At 34.1% G+C, this 20010-nt stretch carries 18 protein-coding genes; 4 read left to right on the forward strand and 14 right to left on the reverse strand.

What is annotated here, in order from left to right; translation table 11 throughout:
* Nucleotides 1-64: 64 nt before the first annotated feature.
* A complete protein-coding gene (locus tag MY04_RS07550) occupies nucleotides 65-1009 on the forward strand; it encodes a DMT family transporter (protein ID WP_066208243.1) in 945 nt (314 codons plus the stop codon).
* Here MY04_RS07550 and MY04_RS07555 read toward each other — a convergent pair.
* The 4 genes from MY04_RS07555 to MY04_RS07570 all read right to left on the reverse strand — a co-directional run bounded on the left by MY04_RS07555 (nucleotide 1002) and on the right by MY04_RS07570 (nucleotide 4287).
* Complete coding sequence (locus MY04_RS07555) at nucleotides 1002-1928, reverse strand: hypothetical protein (RefSeq protein ID WP_066208245.1); 927 nt, start codon at nucleotides 1926-1928, stop codon at nucleotides 1002-1004. The genes MY04_RS07550 and MY04_RS07555 overlap by 8 nt on opposite strands.
* A 194-nt stretch (nucleotides 1929-2122) precedes the next feature.
* Complete coding sequence (locus tag MY04_RS07560; protein ID WP_066208247.1) at nucleotides 2123-2821, reverse strand: SPOR domain-containing protein; 699 nt, start codon at nucleotides 2819-2821, stop codon at nucleotides 2123-2125.
* A 251-nt stretch (nucleotides 2822-3072) separates the two neighbouring features.
* Nucleotides 3073-3879, reverse strand: coding sequence for a PspA/IM30 family protein (locus MY04_RS07565; protein WP_066208249.1), 807 nt, complete (start codon nucleotides 3877-3879; stop codon nucleotides 3073-3075).
* A gap of 15 nt (nucleotides 3880-3894) precedes the next feature.
* A complete protein-coding gene (locus MY04_RS07570; RefSeq protein ID WP_066208251.1) occupies nucleotides 3895-4287 on the reverse strand; it encodes a type III secretion system chaperone in 393 nt (130 codons plus the stop codon).
* Nucleotides 4288-4577: 290 nt separating this feature from the next.
* Here MY04_RS07570 and MY04_RS07575 point away from each other — a divergent pair, with 290 nt between their 5' ends.
* The gene (locus MY04_RS07575; RefSeq protein ID WP_066208252.1) at nucleotides 4578-6398 is read left to right on the forward strand and encodes a glycosyltransferase; all 1821 of its coding nucleotides are present in this window, start codon (nucleotides 4578-4580) and stop codon (nucleotides 6396-6398) included.
* A 69-nt stretch (nucleotides 6399-6467) separates the two neighbouring features.
* Here the strand turns inward: MY04_RS07575 and MY04_RS07580 are convergent, their stop codons facing one another.
* From MY04_RS07580 to MY04_RS07590, 3 genes are all read right to left on the reverse strand, one after another.
* A complete protein-coding gene (locus MY04_RS07580) occupies nucleotides 6468-7610 on the reverse strand; it encodes an acyl-CoA dehydrogenase (RefSeq protein WP_066208256.1) in 1143 nt (380 codons plus the stop codon).
* A 291-nt stretch (nucleotides 7611-7901) separates the two neighbouring features.
* Entirely contained in the window at nucleotides 7902-10439 is a 2538-nt protein-coding gene (gene bamA, locus MY04_RS07585) for an outer membrane protein assembly factor BamA (protein ID WP_101958134.1), read from the reverse strand.
* Nucleotides 10440-10479: 40 nt separating this feature from the next.
* The gene (locus tag MY04_RS07590) at nucleotides 10480-11211 is read right to left on the reverse strand and encodes an isoprenyl transferase (RefSeq protein ID WP_066208259.1); all 732 of its coding nucleotides are present in this window, start codon (nucleotides 11209-11211) and stop codon (nucleotides 10480-10482) included.
* A 239-nt stretch (nucleotides 11212-11450) separates the two neighbouring features.
* Here MY04_RS07590 and MY04_RS07595 point away from each other — a divergent pair, with 239 nt between their 5' ends.
* Together MY04_RS07595 and MY04_RS07600 are read left to right on the forward strand one after the other, a co-directional pair.
* Nucleotides 11451-11957 (forward strand): TRAP transporter small permease subunit, encoded by a 507-nt coding sequence (locus MY04_RS07595; RefSeq protein WP_066208261.1) that lies wholly within the window; start codon nucleotides 11451-11453, stop codon nucleotides 11955-11957.
* A complete protein-coding gene (locus MY04_RS07600) occupies nucleotides 11954-13264 on the forward strand; it encodes a TRAP transporter large permease (protein ID WP_066208265.1) in 1311 nt (436 codons plus the stop codon). The genes MY04_RS07595 and MY04_RS07600 overlap by 4 nt, the downstream gene beginning before the upstream one ends.
* 464 nt (nucleotides 13265-13728) lie before the next feature.
* On the opposite strand, the gene MY04_RS07605 is transcribed toward MY04_RS07600, so the two are convergent.
* Genes MY04_RS07605 through MY04_RS07635 form a run of 7 tightly spaced genes read right to left on the reverse strand, consistent with a single transcriptional unit; the run spans nucleotide 13729 to nucleotide 19868 of the window.
* A complete protein-coding gene (locus tag MY04_RS07605) occupies nucleotides 13729-14394 on the reverse strand; it encodes a lycopene cyclase domain-containing protein (RefSeq protein WP_066208267.1) in 666 nt (221 codons plus the stop codon).
* Complete coding sequence (locus tag MY04_RS07610) at nucleotides 14378-14878, reverse strand: sterol desaturase family protein (protein ID WP_066208269.1); 501 nt, start codon at nucleotides 14876-14878, stop codon at nucleotides 14378-14380. Before MY04_RS07610 ends, MY04_RS07605 begins: the two co-directional genes overlap by 17 nt.
* Nucleotides 14879-14883: 5 nt before the next feature.
* Nucleotides 14884-15552, reverse strand: a complete 669-nt coding sequence (locus MY04_RS07615) for a carotenoid biosynthesis protein (RefSeq protein ID WP_066208270.1) — start codon at nucleotides 15550-15552, stop codon at nucleotides 14884-14886.
* Nucleotides 15545-16993 carry a 1-hydroxycarotenoid 3,4-desaturase CrtD gene (gene crtD, locus MY04_RS07620; protein WP_066208272.1) on the reverse strand — a complete coding sequence of 483 codons (1449 nt, stop codon included), beginning with the start codon at nucleotides 16991-16993 and terminating at the stop codon, nucleotides 15545-15547. The genes MY04_RS07615 and crtD overlap by 8 nt, the downstream gene beginning before the upstream one ends.
* Entirely contained in the window at nucleotides 16990-17517 is a 528-nt protein-coding gene (gene idi, locus MY04_RS07625; RefSeq protein ID WP_066208275.1) for an isopentenyl-diphosphate Delta-isomerase, read from the reverse strand. Before idi ends, crtD begins: the two co-directional genes overlap by 4 nt.
* Nucleotide 17518: 1 nt before the next feature.
* Complete coding sequence (locus tag MY04_RS07630) at nucleotides 17519-18355, reverse strand: phytoene/squalene synthase family protein (RefSeq protein WP_066208277.1); 837 nt, start codon at nucleotides 18353-18355, stop codon at nucleotides 17519-17521.
* 22 nt (nucleotides 18356-18377) lie between these two features.
* Nucleotides 18378-19868, reverse strand: coding sequence for a phytoene desaturase family protein (locus MY04_RS07635; protein WP_066208279.1), 1491 nt, complete (start codon nucleotides 19866-19868; stop codon nucleotides 18378-18380).
* Nucleotides 19869-20010: the final 142 nt, after the last annotated feature.

The raw sequence follows: 20010 nt of genomic DNA on the forward strand, positions 1-20010 counted from the left end.
TCGATAAAATATTTTGAGTCGTACTCAGGAGAATAGATAATTTTTTAATAAAACTTATTCTACATTGGCTTTAGAATCAATTTTCAAAAAACTTGGTTTTACAGGTGACAAAACCGCTTATGCTGAATTGCATTTCTGGATTATGTGTTCATCTATGATACCAATCATTAATATCTACATTACATTATCCTCTGTCGAGATTGTATTCTTAAGAACACTGGCAGCAACGGTTATTGTATTTGGTGTAGTATTATATAAAAAGGTGAATCTAAGAGTAAAGATGTCACATATTGTAATGTTATTCTTTACAGGTTTACTTACTGCAATCTATTGGGTATTATTTGTAGTAGCAGCAAAGAAGTCAAATACATCTGTAACATTAGTTGGTATTGCCACAACGCCAATATGGGTTAGTTTCATCTATCCGGTTGTTAGTAAAAAAAGTCCAACATTCACTGAGGTCATGACAGGACTATCTGCCTTATTTGGAGTATATATGATTTTCAGTTCAGGATTTGCTTATAGTGAGGGTATGTTTGCAGCAATATTAGCAGCTTTCTTTGCAGCTGTTGTTACTATCCTAACTTCGAAATACTCAAAAAAGTATCATTACTTAGTCATCACGTTTTATCAGATGTGTGGTGCATTCGCAGCAACAGCTTTGTTCTTACCTTATTTCTTAAAATATATATCTAAATCAAGCTTTCACACTCCGACATCATTAGATATTGTTCTAATCATCATCTTAGCCGTTATATTCTCTATAATCGCCTACAGTTCAATTGTTAAAGTGATGCAAAAGATTACTCCTTTTAGTGTTTCATTAGCGAATAACGTATCACCAATATATGGAGGTGTGATTGCCTATTTCTTTTTTGGAGATAGCGAATTAATGGATATCTATTTCTATGGAGGAGCTTTTATGATTGCTTTTGCAATTCTTGCCATGCCACTAGCAAGGTTCTTCTTTAAATTAGATGAATTAGACGATAATAAATCGACTACCTAATTTTATTGATTAATTCGTTTGTAGATAAGCTTAGTACCAATAAAACACAGACGGACAATGTGCCAAAGATCACTGCAATCCATCGACTTGTCGACATCCACCAATCTTTATTGTATTGAGCTTTTTTATACATCTCATCAGATAATTTGATGATTGCCTCTGTATTATTTTGCAATGTTAGGGTTAAACCAACATCTCCTCTAAAACCGATTCTATCATCTACCTGAACAATTCTCAATAAAATAGAATTATACCTTCTCAAATGGTTCAAGATATTGTGTTTTCTTCCATTAGGCATCTCAATTCCCTTCACTTCCCGCTGAAGACGATGGTTCAATTCACGTATTTTGTAGAAGTCGGCTGTATCTGCACTTAATAGATAACTTTTTTCTAAAAGTCGCATTTCTTCTAACAAAACATTATTTACATAGGGATCTTCCTGCAGAGATTTCGTTCTTTTTTGTAAATCACCAATCATTCCTGAAGTTTGTGAACCTCTATATTTCAATTGAGTAACAATTTTTGAGAATGTTTTTCTATGTTTTGCCAATAAATCGCTAAAAAGTTTTAGATCATCTTCATAAGCCATTTTCCATGAATCGTTCGATTCCATGATATCACCAACATAAGCTTCAAGTTTTTTATCCACCTTATGATACTCTGTCATAATAGGTGTAGCCTGCCTTGATCTATGAAACTCTTCATAATGAGCTTCATATGAAAGAAATTCTTGAGCAGCTAATGTCATAGACATCGTCATCTGACGTAAATCAATCACTTTTTCTACGATTACGTCTTGATCTTCAATTTGTCTAAACGCAGAAAAGTTACTAACAGCTATCACAAAACAAGCCACAAAGTAGCCATAAAACCACTTTACGATTTTTCTCCATTTATATGATACTGTACTTTTTTTCACTTAGGCTTGTTTCAATTCATATTAAACTTCAATTCTAATCGCAATAAATATTCCATAATGAAAGGAATTTTCTACTTATAAGATTGTGTTGAAGACATGAATTAATTGTTTACTCAAAATCAGTTACTTGTAAAAAATTATACCACAGATTATATTCTAATCTGTGGTATAAAAGTATTGATGTTTTTTAAATTTTAGTGTTGAACTAAAATTGCGTTACGTTCATCTTCGTTACGACCAATTTTCTTAAAGTTTTCCATATAAACCTTAGCTTGATCTTCGTATTTTAATGTGCCGTAAACAACACTATAAATTTGTTCTCCGTTTTCTTCTGTTACTTTAATGTAGGTTTTCCACATTTTATAATAAGACTCGAAGTTCTCTGCATAACCTTGTGCATCACATAAGCTTTTTGTAGAATACACTTGTACGCCCCAACCATGAACAGTAATTGTGCTAGAAAGATCTACAAAATAAGATTTATTACCCATCAAAGCACCTTGCTTACTAGAACAATTTGCACTGTTTGCAGGCATATTATTTCCATTTGCTACAGCACCAGAGTTTGATTTACTATTTTCAAGTGTAGTTACTAAACCTTCATTTTCGCTTTCAAGCTCATCTATTTCATTTTTTAGATTACTATTTTCAGCTTGTAATTTACTTACATCAGATTTTAAGCTTTCCATTTCATATGTAAGCTGTTCATTCATTGCTGCAAGTGAATTAGATTTCTTTTCTAAATCATCTTTACTTCTTCTTAACTCTTGATTTTCAGAAGTAAGTTGAGCATTCATTTGTTTTAATTTCTTTTTACTTTGTCCATATGTAGTAAAGGAAAAAACGAAAGCAAATAGAAAAAGAAAAATTGAGTAATTCTTTGTAATCTTCATCGGAATAAGTAATTGATAAACTATTAATGAGTTATAAATGTCTCATTTGACACCATTGGAACAGAAAATTATGAAATCTGTTTAAGATAAAGCTAATCATTATACATTAAATAACCATTAAAGAAGACAATTAATTTATCATACATATAAAAAAATACTCACTAGAAAGTACATTTTTTAACTATTTGAAGTAAATAATGTATTTTATAGTGAGTACTATTAAATGTATGACGTTGAAGTATTGTTAATACTTATTCGTCTTTCTTTAGCTGTTGCTTCAACTTATCTAAATCAGATAACTCTTCTCCAGCATTACTTTCTGTTGAAGATTGTTCTGAAGTTGATTCAGAAGAAGTAGAACCATCACCTAACCTCATTTTTTGTTTTAACTCTTCCAAAGCTAATGATGAAGTTCCAGAACCTGGTCCTAACGCTTTATTGATTTCTTCGTCAACAGTGACATTTGAATCTGCAATATCACCATAAGATTCCGCTAAAGCTTCTTGAGCTTCTACTTTATCTTTCATTCTTTCTAACATAGCAACAGTGCTAGAAGAGTCGATTGATGCCAACTGCTTATTGATTTTTGAAGAAGCTTCACTTACTTTAGCACGTGCTTTTAATGTTTTCGCTTCATTCTCCCATTGAGAAATCTGAGATTTCAGCTTTTGCACATTCTGCTCCATCTTTGCTACCTGAGAATCGTTTTGTTTTACCATTCCCTCATGTGCTGCCGCTGCTTGTGCTGCTTGTTCTTTTTTATTTAAAGCTTCAGTGGCTAATCGATCTGCTTCACCAGCATCAATTTGTCCGGCTTGTGCTTTCTGCAACAACATAATTGCTTTTCTTTCCCAATCTTGAGTTGCTTGTTTATGTTGTTCGTATTCTTTTCTTGTACGTATAGCGATGGCCTTCACCTGAGCCAAACCTTGTAAACTTTGATCTAAATCCTTTTTAAGATCTCTAATTCCTTGATCAGTCATCTTAATAGGGTCCTCTAATTTATCCATTGCCGAGTTTGCCTCGGAAGACATCCATCCAAATAATCTCTTAAACATATCCTTTCCTCTTTTTTAGTTTTGTGCATAATCTAGTAACATCGAGTAATTTTCGCTAATTACTAATTTCAGAGCATTTAACGTTCCCTCTAACTCGTTCTCATCAAGGTTTTCTAACTCTAATGTATCTCTGTATAACAAACGATTCCCTTGTTCATCAATAACAAATGCACCATGGACAAAGTTTCTGTTTTTAACCAGCAATTGTTTGTAGAAATCTGGTTTTTCCTGATTTAAATCAATCAGATGCATTTCTATAATTAGAATAGGATCTTCACAGTCAACTACTACATTAAGAAGTCCTTCTTCTTCATCAGAGATAATAAATAGTTCTTCTTGCTCATCCTCACTTTTAATATCGTAACCTAGATTTAGCAAGTATCCTTTAACTTTTTCGAAGTTATTCATTTCGTGCTTTTTAGTTTTATAATAATAATTAATACGAATATAAAATTTTTTTGATGTGATATGTAATCAATTTCTAAATAAATTTAAATTAACCCACTCAACATCAAACAATTATGGATTATTAAAAAATGATAAAATATTTCATAACAATCCTGAATACAACTTTCTATATAACTCTGATTGAATTTATTAAATAATAAATTAAAAACAGTCGTTATATTTGTGCAATCGGTTGAAAATTAAGTAACGATACTTAGAACAAACATAATTAACATTATACACAACTTTATATGCCAAAGAAAGTACATTTGAAAGAAACTCCATTGCTCATAGAAGGTGCATGGGAGGTTTGTAATCAAGTTGGGGGTATCTATACTGTAATCAAGTCAAAAATCCTGAACGTTTTACAACAAGTTGGCGATGACAACTATTGTTTAATTGGCCCCTACGTTAATAATAACATATCTGCTGTTTTTGATCCTATTAGTGACGATGGTGATGATTTAGTATCAAGAACTGTACGTTCTTTGAGAAACAAAGGCTACGAAGTACATTATGGTAGATGGTTGGTTTCTGGGAGACCTCGTGTGGTATTATTTAAACCACATAATGAAGCATGGAAATTGACTGACATTAAAAAATCTAATTGGGAGTCACATAATATCCCTTCATTTGATGGTGATGACTTATTTGATCAAACGATCATGCTGGCTTCTCAAATGACTGACTTCTTCCAGGAATTAGATAATTTAAATAATTCGGATAAAAAAGTTGTAGCACATATGCACGAATGGATGGCTGGTATTCCTATCCCAGAAATCCGTCGTAGAAACCTAAATATTAAAACAGTATTTACTACCCACGCTACCCTACTAGGTCGTTACCTAGCCATGAACGACCCTGAATTCTATCAAAATCTTGAGAAAGGAACCTATAATTGGACCAAAGAAGCAGAACACTTTAATATTCTACCACAGGTTTCCATTGAAAGAGCTGCTGCTCATGGATCTCATGTTTTCAGTACAGTAAGTAGGTTAACAGCTGTAGAATGTAAGTACTTATTGGGTAGAGAAATTGATGCAATCGTACCTAATGGTATCAATATCAATAAATTTGAAGCTTTACACGAGTCTCAAGTACTTCATCAAAGATATAAAGAGAAGATCCACGAATTTGTAATGGGTCACTTCTTCCAATCGTATTCATTTGATTTAAACAATACTTTATATTTCTTCACATCAGGTAGATATGAGTATAAAAACAAAGGATTCGATTTAACTTTAGAAGCACTTGCTCGTTTGAATCATAAATTGAGAGTCAATAATATCAATAAGACTGTTGTTACTTTCTTTATCACAAAGCAAGATTATCATACTATTAACCCTATCGAATTAGAATCGAGAGCCGTTTTAGGTGAAATCAGAAAGATTTGTGATGCCATGGAGAAGAGTGTGGGTGAACGTTTATTCTATGTTGCATCAAAAGGCGACATGATTGAAACACCTACCATTGAGGAGTTGATTCCTGAAAACTTAAGACTTCAGTTAAGAAGAACTGTTCAATCTTGGAAAACTTCTCGTCTCCCTTATATCACTACACACAACTTAAAAGATGATGCTAAGGATGATATCTTAAACTTTGCTCGCAATTCTGGTTTATTAAACTATGAAGGCGATAAAGTGAAATTGGTGTATCACCCTGACTTTGTTTCTTCTATGAACCCTCTTTTTGGTATCGATTACGATGAGTTTGTAAGAGGATGTCACTTAGGGGTATTCCCTTCTTACTATGAGCCTTGGGGATATACTCCAATGGAATGTGTCGCAAGAGGTATCCCTGCAGTCACATCTGATTTAGCAGGCTTTGGTGACTTCGTGATCAATGACTTGAAACGTACAAAAGTAGAAGGAATTGAAACTATTCATAGAAAGCACAGTGATTACACTCACTCTGCTGAGGAATTGGCTAATTTCATGTATGATTTCGTTACTATGGAAAGAAGAGACCGAATTGCTCAACGTAGTAGAGTAGAACAATCATCGTATCATTTCGATTGGAATGAGTTGTATGATTACTATATCAAAGCATATAATATGGTGTTGACTCGATAAGTCGCACCTATAAATAAAAAAGCCGATGGAATTTCTTCTATCGGCTTTTTTGTCAAATATTCTGGCTGATTAATCTTTTAGAATACTTCTTGATATTACAATTTTCTGAATCTCTGATGTTCCCTCATAAATCTGAGTAATTTTAGCATCACGCATCAAACGTTCAACATGATACTCTTTTACATACCCATATCCTCCGTGAACTTGCACCGCTTCTACTGTCACCTCCATAGCCACTTCAGAGGCGTATAATTTAGCCATTGCGGAAGCTTCTGAAAAGTCTTTACCTTGGTCCTTTAACCAAGCTGCCTTAAATACTAGATGACGTGCAGCTTCAATTTTAGTGGCCATATCAGCCAATTTGAATGCAATAGCTTGATGTTCACTAATTGGCTTTCCAAAAGTCTTACGCTCTTTTGAATATTTCAATGCCAACTCATAAGCTCCTGATGCGATGCCTAAAGCTTGAGCAGCGATTCCGATACGACCACCGTTTAAAGTAGACATAGCAAACTTAAATCCGAATCCATCTTCACCTACTCTATTCTCTTTTGGCACTTTTACATCTGTAAAACTCAACATGTGTGTATCAGATCCTCTAATACCCAATTTGTCTTCTTTTTTGCCTACAACAAAACCGTCCATGCCTTTTTCTACAATCAAACAGTTGATACCTCTATGACCTTTTTCTCTATCTGTTTGTGCTATGACAAGGTATATCGATGCAGAATTACCATTAGTGATCCAGTTCTTTGTCCCATTTAGAAGATAGTGATCACCCATATCGATAGCTTCTGTTACCTGTGAAGTAGCATCACTACCAGCTTCAGGTTCAGATAAACAGAAGGCACCAATGGCTTCACCAGAAGCTAACGGTTTAAGATATTTTTCTTTTTGAGCGTCAGAGCCAAATTTCTCAAGTCCCCAACATACAAGTGAATTGTTTACAGACATCGATACCGATGCGGATGCATCAATCTTAGAGATTTCTTCCATTGCAATCACATACGATATGGTATCCATACCTCCTCCTCCATATTGAGGATCGACCATCATTGCCATAAATCCTAATTCCCCCATTTGTTTTACCTGTTCTTTCGGGAATCGTTGTTCTGTATCTCTTTCAATAACGCCAGGTAATAATTCATTCTGAGCAAAATCACGTGCAGCATCTCTCACTGCCAACTGCTCCTCAGTTAGTTCAAAATTCATGTGTGTAATGGTATAAGGTGTTTATTGTGTGTTTTTCAATCTCAAATATATCATTAAAAATAGAAATTAAAAGCTTAATCACTGAATAATCATTCATTTATATAAATAACTACAAGTTTAATGATTTGTTTAGTACATAAAATAAAGAATATTCTATCATGATTAATCAATTGATTAGTATTTTATTCTTTAAAGACTGAAGTTGTCAAATGATGAAAAAAATATCAAAAAAACACAAAAAAAGCCCCCAGAATCTGGAGGCTTTCACGTACAGTAGATGTACAATATTTTTTATCTCAACTGTTGACCGATTGTAAAGTGGAATTGGCTACCACTTGGATCAGATCTACCCGGTGCGGCATCGAAACCGTAAGCCCAGTCAATACCTAACATACCGAATGCAGGCATGAAGATTCTGGCACCAAAACCAGCTGATTTATACATTTCAAATGGGTTGAACTCGTCAATTGTCGCCCAGTTATTACCACCTTCTGCGAAACCTAATAAGTAGATCGTTGCTGCAGGGTTTAATGATACTGGATATCTAAGTTCCATTACATATTTGTTATAAACTACACCACCAAGACCATTCGATTCATAAGGAACGATGGAGTTGTTTTCATAACCTCTTAAACCAATAGTTTCCGTACCTAGTAGTGCGAATTGTTGCGTTAAACCGTCACCACCCATAATGAAACGTTCGAATGGACCTAAACCTTTATCTTGGTTATATGCTGCTAAGAAACCAACGTGGGCTCTTACTGCCATTACTAAGTCACCAATGATTGATTGGTACCAAGCGTTATCAAACATCCACTTATGGTACTCTACCCACTTGTAACGCTCTTCGTCAGAAATTGATGGATCTGAGAAGTCTTTGTCACCAAATGCAGAGTAAGGAGGAGTTAAACTCACACTCAAGGATACTTGTGAACCTCTACGTGGGTAAGTTGGTTGGTCAATACTGTTTCTTGATAGAGTAGTATTGAACGTTAAGTTATAAGATTTACCGTTGTTATAATCACCAAAACCAGTAGCATACCAGTTATTCAAATCATATACTAGGAATGACAATGAATTCGACATTGTAAACCAGTCATCCGGCCATTGTAATCTTCTACCTAATGCAACTGTTGCTGCATTAATACCTAAACTACCAATTTTCACATCACCACTGTATGAGTTTTGATTAGAGTAGTTATAACTTACCGTTAATGAGTTCGGCTTACGACCTCCTAACCAAGGTTCAGTAAATGACACTGAGTAAGTTTGGTATTGAATACCTGATGCTTGAACCCTCAATTGTAGTCTTTGACCATCACCTGCTGGTAGAGGTCTCCACTTAGAGAAGTCCGTTACGTTTCTTAATGAGAAGTTGTTGAATACTAGACCTACAGTACCTACGAAACCATAGAAACCACCCCAACCACCGGATAATTCGATCTGGTCATTGGCTTTTTCTGTTAATCCATATTGGATATCTACAGTACCATTTGACATATTTGGCTTAGGTTGAATATCAATAGTTTCTGGGTCAAAGTAACCTAGAGTTGATAATTCCCTCTGCGTTCTAATTAAATCTGATCTAGAGAATTTCTGACCTGGCAAGGTACGGATCTCACGGTAAATTACGTGATCGGATGTTTTCGTGTTGCCATTAACGATAATCTTTGAAACATAAGCTTGCTCACCTTCAAAAACTCTCATTTCAACATCAACTGAATCTCCTTCTACCATAATTTCTGTAGGAGTTACGCTAAAGAATAGGTAACCATCATCCATATATAGGGCAGAAATATCTTGACCGTTCGGGTTAAATGAAAGACGTTTGTTTAGTTCAGTTGTATTGTATACATCTCCTTTTGTTATACCCAATACTTTTCCTAACTCTTCGTTGGTATATTTATAATTACCTGTCCAAGTAATATTTCTATAGTAATAACGAGTACCTTCGTAGATATCCATATCAATTGATACCATCTTAGGGTCCACATCATAAACAGAGTCTCTTAAGATTTCAGCATCACGGTAACCTTCTTCGTTATAGTATTGAACTAAACTTTTCTTATCGTTTTTATATTCTTCTGCAACGAATTTTGATGGCGTAAAGATTCTACCAAACCTCTTTTCCTTCGTCTTCTTTAACTTACGCTTTACCTTCTTTTCAGTCAGCTTTTCTACTCCAGCAAGATTAATTTCTTCAATCTTAACCTTAGAGTTCTTTTGAACATCAATTCTTAAAACTACAGAGTTGGCTAAAACAGGATCTTTTTCCTTTACAATTTTAACTTCTGTGTTTTTAAAACCTTTTTCAGCGTAGTGATCCTTAATGATATTCTGAGTATTACGAATCATAGACTCCGTTACGATTCTACCTCTCACTAACTGTACTTTATCAGTTAAGGTTTTGGCTTGACCTTTCTTGATTCCCTCAAAATAGAATTTTGATAGCTTAGGACGTTCCTTCAAGGCAATTTGAAGGTAAACATCGTTTCCTTGAATCTCAGTGATGTTGATTTGTACATCACCAACAATACCAAGTTTCCATAATTTCTTTACCGCTTTACTAATCGCGTCTCCAGGGATTTTAATTTTTTCTCCCACTTTAAAGCCAGCGATATTGATAAGGGCATTTTTGTCGTTAAAGTCTGCACCAACAACATCAATACCTGCGATAGTATACTCTACCGGAGTACCGTAGTCTACATTATACTTGTTGCTTTGCGAACCATAGTTTGTCCCAAATTGAGCATAAGAGGATGTTATTGCGATCGTCCAAATTGAGATGAACATCAACAGTGTCTTCACTGTTTTATTAGATGATATCATGCGTCTTGCTTGATGTCTTTTAAATACTTTAATAATCTGATTATGTAGTTAGTTGTTCACTAGTCTTACCATAACGGCGCTCTCTATTTTGGAAAGCCATTATTGCATCATGTAAAACGTCTCTACGGAAATCAGGCCAGAGTATATTCGTAAAAAATAATTCAGTATAAGCAATTTCCCATAACAAGAAATTACTAATTCTTTGTTCTCCGCTTGTTCTGATGAGGAGTTCAGGATCAGGCATAGCAGCAGTAGAAAGATATTGTTTGATCGTATCTTGTTCAATACTATCAATTTTACCTTCTTTAAAATCTTCACTCATTCGACGTGTCGCTTGAGTTAGATCCCATCTCCCACTATAGCTTAATGCCAACACTAATGTTAGACCCGTATTTCCTTCTGTTAGTTGTATTGCTTCTTGCAATTCTTTTCGACAGTCGGATGGCAACTTAGAAAGGTCACCAATTGCTTTGAGCTTTACATTATTCTTAGTCAGGGTTTTAGTTTCTGAGCGTATAGTAGAAACTAATAATTGCATTAAACCTAAAACTTCTGCTTTAGGTCTATCCCAGTTTTCTGTAGAAAAAGCATAAAGTGTAAGAAAATCTATTCCCAACTCTGCACAGCCTTCGGTAGCTTCACGTACAGCCTTGATAGCATTTCTGTGACCAAAAATTCTTTTTGCTCCTTGCTTCTTTGCCCACCTTCCGTTTCCATCCATTATAATGGCAACGTGTTTCGGTAGATTTGCTTTATCTATGTTTATACTCATGGTAAAAACCCCTTCTTGAACAATAAATTGATATGTAGATTAATTTATAAGCTACTGAACGGCGAAATTAAAGATAATTCGAACAGTTATCAACCAAATTTGTATCAAAAGTAGAAAGATTTATAAGTAATTTAATAATATGAACTATTTTTGTTGTTAATAAAAAGACATTTTTCAAGCTATTTTTTCCTATTCTATCGGATTATCAATGACATAGACCGATAATAGCATTTTTTACTATGGACAAACTTCTTCATTGGATTAATTTGTTAAATAAAACTATTGGAAAAGGAATTTCACTTTTTACAATACTTTTAATCTTGATTGTTTGTGTGGATGTGGCACTCAGATATTTTTTCAATTTTAGTACGGCAGGAATAACAGAACTAGAATGGCACATTTTCGGGTGTATTTTTCTACTCAATGCTCCCAATACTTTATTAATGAATAAACATGTTCGTGTAGATGCCTTGTATCAGAAGTTTTCTGACCGAAATAAGCGATGGGTAGATATTTTTGGCATTCTGTTTTTTCTTATTCCCTTTTGTCTTTTTGTTATCCATGCAAGCATTCCATATGTATATAATTCATGGGTGATTATGGAAAAGTCTACTGATGCCGGTGGATTACACTTCCGATTTATTATTAAAGCCATCATCCCAATATCAATGTCTTTGCTTCTTCTTCAAGGAGTCAGTTTGATGTTGAGTAAATTATTCGAATTAAAAGGAACTCTCACCTCATGATATTACTACTTTTATTCCTCTGTTTATTTGTCACATTACTTTTAGGTTTTCCTGTTGCATTTACTTTAGCAGGTATCTCCCTACTTTTTGGCTACTTTACTTTTGGAACAGATATTTTCTATCTCCTCCCATTGAGAATCTATGGAACGATGAATAATCAAATTCTTATTGCCGTTCCATTGTTCATATATATGGGTGTGATGTTGGAAAAATCTGGAATTGCTCAACGATTATTACAAACTATGGCGATTCTATTGGGTAGATTTAAAGGCGGACTCGCCATCTCTGTAGCCATTGTAGGTGCTATGCTTGCAGCCTCTACAGGAATTGTTGGTGCAACTGTGGTAACTATGGGCTTAATGAGTCTCCCTGCCATGCTTAATCGAGGATATGATAAAAAATATGCTACAGGTATTATAGCTGCATCTGGTACATTAGGGCAAATTATCCCTCCTAGTATTGTATTAATATTAATGGGTAATGTGATGAATATTTCAATTGGTGATTTATTTGTCGCTGCTGTTATTCCAGGAGTTGCATTGGTGACATTATACATCCTTTTTGTATATATCTATGCTGTTTTCAATCCTGAGAAAGTCCCACATTATTCTCAAGAAGAAATACAACAATTTAAAAATGAATTATCCTACAAATCCTTATTAAATACTTTTGTCCTACCTTTCTTATTGATTATAGCCGTATTAGGAAGTATATTCCTAGGCATCGCCTCTCCAACAGAAGCTGCAGGGATTGGAGCATTATGTGCCACAATATTAACTCTATTCGAAAAGAAACTTACTTGGAAAGTAATGAAAGATGCCGCCTATGAAAGTGGACATTTGAGTAGTATGGTATTCATGATATTAGTAGGTGCCACTGCATTCGGTTTAGTCTTCAGAGGATTAGGAGGAGACGAAATGCTCGTTCACTTTATTCAACAAGCTAACCTTTCTCCCTACGCCTTTTTAGCGATTGTAATGTTAGGTATTTTCATTGCAGGGTTCTTTATTGACTTTATAGAAATCATATTCATATTTATTCCAGTAGTCACCCCAATCTTCTTACTTTATGATATGAATTTATTATGGATAGGAATATTGATATCATTAAACCTACAAACTTCTTTCCTCACCCCACCATTTGGGTTCTCCCTATTTTATCTAAAAGGAGTTGCCCCAAGAAGTATCAAAACATCTGATATCTATAAAGGAATACTTCCCTACATAGGCATCCAATTGATATTGATTTTGATTGTAGTGTTATTCCCGGAAATTGTGACTTGGTTACCTGGGTATTTGAATGATTAGAATATAGGATTTTACTATAAGACTACCTCGTGCCTTAGGTGAACATATTTTGATCACTTATTGAGCTTGAATGTTATATTACTTTTGATAAAATAGTGAATATGGTAGACCTAGATGCATCACGAGGGGTTGCACCACCTCGTTGGGGAAGGTCAGTAAATTTTGAGGTATGAAAAGTAAAAGTCATGAAGTATACGATGGTTTTGTAAAATTGAATCGAGGGGTTTCACCACCTCTCTATCCAAAGAAGAGAATCTTCCTTAGTTCCTTAGTTCTTTAATTTAAAAACGAGGTCGGGAGACCTCTAACGTTTATGGGCACAAATGACGCTGTCGCTTAACATTTGCGCCAGTATTTGCTTCTGCGTTAATACTGCAACTCCTAACTCCTAACTCCTAACTCCTAACTCAAATTCCCCAAGAATTACAAAAATCTCAACTTCCCTCTTACTTTTTACTTTCCCCTTACTTCTTTTCCATCCAATACCACCCTTTAATACAAAGCAACATCATTCCTAATAAATAGATAAAGTCCTCTGAAGGAATCGTACCCACTCTAACACCGCTAAACGCTGCTTGATTATACCAAACTACAGGTGAAGGTGTAATACTACCAGTAAGTATTCCGTTAAAAATTAGGAAAGGAAATAATGTGATTGCATAACTTATCCAAAAGGCCTTTGTCAATGAGTTTCTTGTAATCAAAAAGCCAAAAAGAATAACAATAAGGTTCATATAAGAGTAAATACCTCCATGAATCGTTTGTGAAACTGCTATCCCGAGCAATAAATAATAAGGCATTTCCGTCTTCGATGTTGTCGAAGGAAAATAAGCTTTTACACATTCATAAATAAACAAGAAACAGTAAGGAATGATCAGGAAGAACATCCACTCTTCAACAGGTAGAAAAGCAAACTCAATCCCTATCAAATAGTCTGGGTTGAAGCCCCATTGATCTGTTGCTGTGAAGAAAATATCCCAAGGCAAATAAATTGTCCAAAGAAATATTAGTGAAAATAATAGTTTTCCCCAATGCTTATAAAAGGCCACTTTTTTATCGAAACTTAAAAAAAATGGCCCTGCTAATGCTATGAAGTTTATGATTAAATATAAATTAAACTGCTCCGGCATTTTTGTGTTTTTGTTTATTTCTTGATGGTTTAGCTTTTGCTTCTTCCCAATATTTCTTAGGTACAATCAGCATTCCAAAACACTTACTATCGTATTTCCCTTGATTTTTATGATGTACTTTGTGCGCTTTTCTAATGGCTCTAAAGTATCTGTTATTGGTTTTATCAAACCATTTAAAACGACGATGAATTAACACATCATGTGTTAAGAAATAACATAAACCATATAATGCAATACCAGTTCCTATCCATACAAATACATACTGGTTGTACATCATTCCTAACATAATACCCAACCAAGAGGGTACTGCAAAAATGAGGAAGAAAGCATCATTTTTTTCAAAAAAATGATCGTGAGGTTCATGGTGATCTTCGTGTAAATACCAAAGAAATCCGTGCATTACATATTTATGTGTAGCCCAAGCTACAAATTCCATAAAAAAGAAAGTTGTTAGTACGATTAGTGAATTAATAATAATTTCCATAATGATTATAGATTATGAGCAATAACTTGTAGGAAAAAGTATCCTAAAATTAGAATAAATAAAAATATCGATAAATTATTTCTGTTAGGAATATATTTCAGTTTTAGATAGATAAAGATAGACATAAAAAACCACCATGTGAAATAGTTTTTGAAGGGTGGCATTCCATCATCCCAAACCCAAAAACCAAGTGGTTCACAGACAATCTCTATAAGTACATCTAACATCACGACTATCACACTGCAAATAAGAGCTATAGGTAATAGTGGTAACTTTCCTTTAAAAGAACTTCCTATATTAAATCCTGCAATCGCTAAAATGATCCAATTGATAGGTATGACCAAAGGCACATCGAATACTTTGGGTCCTAGATTGTTTAAATAAACATATTCCCCAAAAAGTAATCCATATGTAGTACCATGCCATTCAACAAAGAAGCTGACGAGGTAGGTAAAAATCAACCAATAATAAAAAGGCTGACTTCGATTTTCTTCAAAAGAAAATAATACAATAAAAGATGCAGTTAATAAAACGGGAGTGAAAGGTAGTAATAGTTGATTTAAAGGTGTGAAAGCTACTACCCCTCCTACACTATAAAAAATGAGTAGGACGACCTTTACCTTTAATTCAGGACTATAGGATTGCAATTTCAATATCAGTTCTTTACTACTCATTGATTAAACTTTCTACAATTTTAGAACTATTTAAACAAAGTGGGATACCTCCTCCCGGATGAACACTACCACCCACAAAGTATAAATTCTTGTAATGATTCGATTTATTTCTTTGTCTGTAAAGTGCATGTGTTAATTTATTACTATTTAAACCATACAAAGCACCTTTCCAACTTAGTGTATCCTCTTCAATTGTTTTAGGTGTCCAATTTTTTGAACAAACAATTTTTTCATTCAGATCAACCTTCAAGAACTCACTCAGTTTTTTAATCAAAAGAGTTTCTATTTCTGAAACTTTTTCTTTTGTAAATACTTCTGGTAAAGCAGGTACATTGATCATCACAAACCAATTCTGAGAATTCTCTGGTGCATCATTCTTATTCAATACACTACTAATATGTACATAAATAGTAGGATCCTCTGGAATCTTCAGTTCATCAAAAAGTTGTTTAAACTCTTTCTGATAATCGTTTGAGAAAAATATGTTATGGAGATCCAGTTGCTTAAAATCATGATCAATACCCCAATAAAATACCATTGCTGATGATGATAATTCTTTTGGCTTAGGTGTTTTGATTTTCTCTCCCAATACTTCAGGTAAAAAGAAATTCACATCAGCATTACAAATAAACACATCAGCTTCGTAAGTTTTATTTGATGTATTTACTTCTTTAATTTCACGACCTAAATACTTTACTCCAGTAACTTGTTCGTTTAATTTAAACTCAACACCTACCTCTTCTGCTAATTTAGTTAAGGAAGTAATGATAGAACGCATACCCTCTTTTGGGAAAAAGACTCCATCAGAATGTTCTAATGCACTTATCACCCTCATAATTGATGGTGTTTTATAAGGACTAGATCCATTATAAGTGGCATATCGATCAAAAAGCTGTACTAATTGATCGTTCTTAAAATATTTTTTATTGAATTCATGAAGTGATTCAAACCAACCTAGTCTAGTAAGTACTGGCAGTGCATCAAATACTTCTTTGGTGAATAAGTCTGTAATTTTGGTTAGTCCGCTTTCTAAAAAAATAGGTGATGTTTTCTTGTAATCATCAATTATCTGATGCATTACTTCACTTACATCTACGCCCCATACTTTTTTTATTTCATCAGCAAATTTTTCTGCATCAGTATAACTTGTAAATTCAGTACCATCTTCGTAGAAGTATTTGGTAGCAATCTCGTGTTTGTTATACTTAAAGTATTGATCAACATCACGATCGTACAACTCAAATAGTTCCTCTACCAAATGTGGTAAAGTAAATAAGGATGGACCTCGATCAAAACGAAATCCATCCATAGAAAATTCTTTTAGCTTGCCGCCTACCGTATCGGTACCCTCAAGCACAGTCACCTTGTATCCGAGTTTGTTTATTCTTAAAGCTGCAGAAACTCCACCGATTCCTGCTCCTATGACAATGGCTTTTTTCATAAAGTTATTTTTGATTGGATTTCCTGCTTTACTATATCAAGACATAATGGGAACCAAGCAGTAAAATCATTAGGTTTATTTGTGAGCCAATCATCCAAATCTTCCAAAGAAAAGTACTTTACAGTTTCTACTTCCTCTTTATTAATTGTTGGATGACCATCGTATTCCCCGATAAAAACATGATCATATTCATGTTCGATTAATCCATTACCAAACTCCGCTTTATACAAAACAGAACCTATTGCTGTAGTATCTGCTGTAATTCCTAACTCTTCAACCAAGCGCCTTTTTACAGCTACATTTAGATCTTCATTGGGCATTGGGTGACTACAGCATGTATTTGTCCATAAACCACCCGAATGATACTTACTCAATGCACGCTGCTGTAATAAGAGCTCTCCTTTTTTGTTAAATAAAAAGACTGAAAAAGCACGATGTAATACACCTTCGACATGAGCTAATTGTTTACCCATTGTCCCTACTTCATTATCTTGCTCATCTACTAGTATTACCTTTGGCTCCATTTTATAAAATGTTTACTTGATGTCTAACATAAGATTGAAAAAACAATGCATATTTCTTAGGATCAGGAATTCTTAATCTTTCCTCCAAGATCACATGTGCAGGTGTGTTTTTCACTTTTTTGAATAATCTAGTGTAATAGATATATGCTAAATAAACACCAAATCTTGATTCTTTAGGTAATTGCTTAATACCTTCAAATCCAAAATCAAAGTCTTTTTGAATATCAGCTTCCACATCTTTTTTTACTTCCTCGTTCCATGAAGAAATATCAATATTAGGAAAGTACACCCTGCCTAGATCTCTAACATCTGCTTTTAAGTCTCTTAAGAAATTAATCTTTTGAAAAGCAGAACCTAAGGCCATTGCTGAAGGTTTTAAACGTTGATACTCTTTTTCATCCCCATTTAAAAAGACCCTCAAACACATTAATCCTACCACTTCTGCAGAACCAAGGATGTAATCTTTGTATTCCTGTTCAGTATATTTCTTTTTACCTAAATCCATACGCATACTACGTATGAATAACGTAATTAATTCTCTTTCAATTCCAAATTTACGGACTACTTCTTGATAAGCATGTAAAACAGGATTGGTACTAATACCATCGTCTATTGCTTTATAGCAGTCCTTTTCAAAATCGTTTAGTAATTGTTCTTTATCAAATCCATGAAAGGAGTCAACAATTTCGTCTGCTACTCTAACAAATCCATAAATAGCATAAATAGGGTTTCTTAATTCTTCAGATAAGAATCGAATTCCAATAGCGAAAGATGTGGTGTATTTAACAGTTATCTCTTTTGATAACTTGTAACTAAGATGATCATAAATTTTTTTCATAGTAATACGGGCACGTTAGTGTTTAAGCGTTGACAGATTGGATACTTGGTAATTTCTTTAAAACTTCGTTAGCGACTAATTGTCCTGAAATGATTGATGGAGGAACTCCAGGGCCAGGCACAGTTAATTGTCCTGTCATCATAACATTATCAATCTTCTTTAATTTTATGGAAGGTTTAAGGAATGCTGTTTGAGTAAGAACATTAGAAAGACCATATGCGTTTCCTCTGAATGCATTATAATCCTCTACAAAATCTTTGTAGGCAAATGTTCTTTTACAGATAATATGTTTAGAGATGTCCAAACCGGTAGATTTCTTTAACCTTTCTACCATTATTTGGAAATATTTTTCACGTATTTCTTCAGTATCTTCTAAGCCAGGTGCCACCGGGATTAATAATACCAAATTTTCTCCTCCTTCAGGAATAATAGTATTGTCTGTTTTTGAAGGTATAGAAGAGTAGAATAATGGTTCTTTTGGCCATGCAGGTTGATCATAAATTTCTGATGCGTGAGCATCGAAATCAGTATCAAAAAATAAATTGTGATGTAAAATTTCAGGAATTTCAGTATCTAGGCCAATATAATACATCAAACATGATGGAGCCATTTTTCTTTTTCCCCAGTAAGAAGGAGAATAATTTCTATGGCTTTGGGGTAATAACTTCTGATCAAAATGTTCATAATCGCAAGAAGCAATCCATTGATCATGCTTTACTTTCTCTCCATTGATCACAAAATCTGTTGCTTCTCTACCTTCACAAATTACTTTTTCCACATTGCTGTTGAAGTGGAAAATAACTCCCTTTTCAATGGCTAATTTTTCAAATGCTTTTGCTACAGAACCAAAACCTCCTGTTGGATACCATGTACCTAATTTAAGATCAGCATAGTTCATTAAACTATATAAAGCAGGTGTACGTTTTGCTACATCACCAAGAAATAAAACAGGAAACTCTAAGATCTTAAGGATCTTCTCATGTTTAAAATACTTTCTTATATAGCTTGCGAAATTATTCACCAAATTCAGCCTTGGTATATTTTTTACTACTTGCCATTCTGCGAAGTCCAAGAAAGAATAGGAAGGTCTGTGAACAAAATCATCCATTCCGATTCTATACTTGATTTCTGCTTCATCGATGAAATCAAGTAGATGTTGCTTTGCTCCTTTTTCCCAAGATTCAAATAAATCACCTAGATCATCTAAGTCTGATGGTATATCTGTGTAGTCTTCTTCAGACCAATAAATTCTGTAAGAGGGTGATAATCTTTCTAATTGATAATAGTCGGAAACGTTTGCACCGTTTTCCTCGAAGAATTTCTCAAAAACTTCTGGCATCCAATACCATGATGGACCTAAATCGAATGTAAACCCATCTTGAGTCCAAGTTCTAGCTCTTCCTCCTGACATTTCATTTTTTTCGTAGACGTGAATTTCATGTCCTTTATTTGCTAAAGTGACTGCTGCTGAAAGCCCCGAAAAACCTGAACCTATAATACCGATTGAACTCATTATTGAATTGTTTAATAGTCTGAAAAAAGTTGTTCAACTATTTGTATAAACAACAGGGTTAAAAAATTGTTTTGTTGAATCTTAGAATCACAAACATTCAACAAATGTAAAATACTAAAAATTAATGGTTTAGTCTAGTTAG

This window comes from Flammeovirga sp. MY04 (assembly GCF_001682195.2).
Lineage (GTDB): Bacteria > Bacteroidota > Bacteroidia > Cytophagales > Flammeovirgaceae > Flammeovirga > Flammeovirga yaeyamensis.

Bases quoted from the DNA above. Each gene is read 5' to 3' on its own strand.
- MY04_RS07560 (WP_066208247.1), bottom strand. From the start codon at position 2,821: ATGAAGATTACAAAGAATTACTCAATTTTTCTTTTTCTATTTGCTTTC.
- MY04_RS07565 (WP_066208249.1), bottom strand. From the start codon at position 3,879: ATGTTTAAGAGATTATTTGGATGGATGTCTTCCGAGGCAAACTCGGCA.
- MY04_RS07570 (WP_066208251.1), bottom strand. From the start codon at position 4,287: ATGAATAACTTCGAAAAAGTTAAAGGATACTTGCTAAATCTAGGTTAC.
- MY04_RS07575 (WP_066208252.1), top strand. From the start codon at position 4,578: ATGCCAAAGAAAGTACATTTGAAAGAAACTCCATTGCTCATAGAAGGT.
- MY04_RS07580 (WP_066208256.1), bottom strand. From the start codon at position 7,610: ATGAATTTTGAACTAACTGAGGAGCAGTTGGCAGTGAGAGATGCTGCA.
- bamA (WP_101958134.1), bottom strand. From the start codon at position 10,439: ATGATATCATCTAATAAAACAGTGAAGACACTGTTGATGTTCATCTCA.
- MY04_RS07590 (WP_066208259.1), bottom strand. From the start codon at position 11,211: ATGAGTATAAACATAGATAAAGCAAATCTACCGAAACACGTTGCCATT.
- MY04_RS07595 (WP_066208261.1), top strand. From the start codon at position 11,451: ATGGACAAACTTCTTCATTGGATTAATTTGTTAAATAAAACTATTGGA.
- MY04_RS07600 (WP_066208265.1), top strand. From the start codon at position 11,954: ATGATATTACTACTTTTATTCCTCTGTTTATTTGTCACATTACTTTTA.
- MY04_RS07605 (WP_066208267.1), bottom strand. From the start codon at position 14,394: ATGCCGGAGCAGTTTAATTTATATTTAATCATAAACTTCATAGCATTA.
- MY04_RS07610 (WP_066208269.1), bottom strand. From the start codon at position 14,878: ATGGAAATTATTATTAATTCACTAATCGTACTAACAACTTTCTTTTTT.
- MY04_RS07615 (WP_066208270.1), bottom strand. From the start codon at position 15,552: ATGAGTAGTAAAGAACTGATATTGAAATTGCAATCCTATAGTCCTGAA.
- crtD (WP_066208272.1), bottom strand. From the start codon at position 16,993: ATGAAAAAAGCCATTGTCATAGGAGCAGGAATCGGTGGAGTTTCTGCA.
- idi (WP_066208275.1), bottom strand. From the start codon at position 17,517: ATGGAGCCAAAGGTAATACTAGTAGATGAGCAAGATAATGAAGTAGGG.
- MY04_RS07630 (WP_066208277.1), bottom strand. From the start codon at position 18,355: ATGAAAAAAATTTATGATCATCTTAGTTACAAGTTATCAAAAGAGATA.
- MY04_RS07635 (WP_066208279.1), bottom strand. From the start codon at position 19,868: ATGAGTTCAATCGGTATTATAGGTTCAGGTTTTTCGGGGCTTTCAGCA.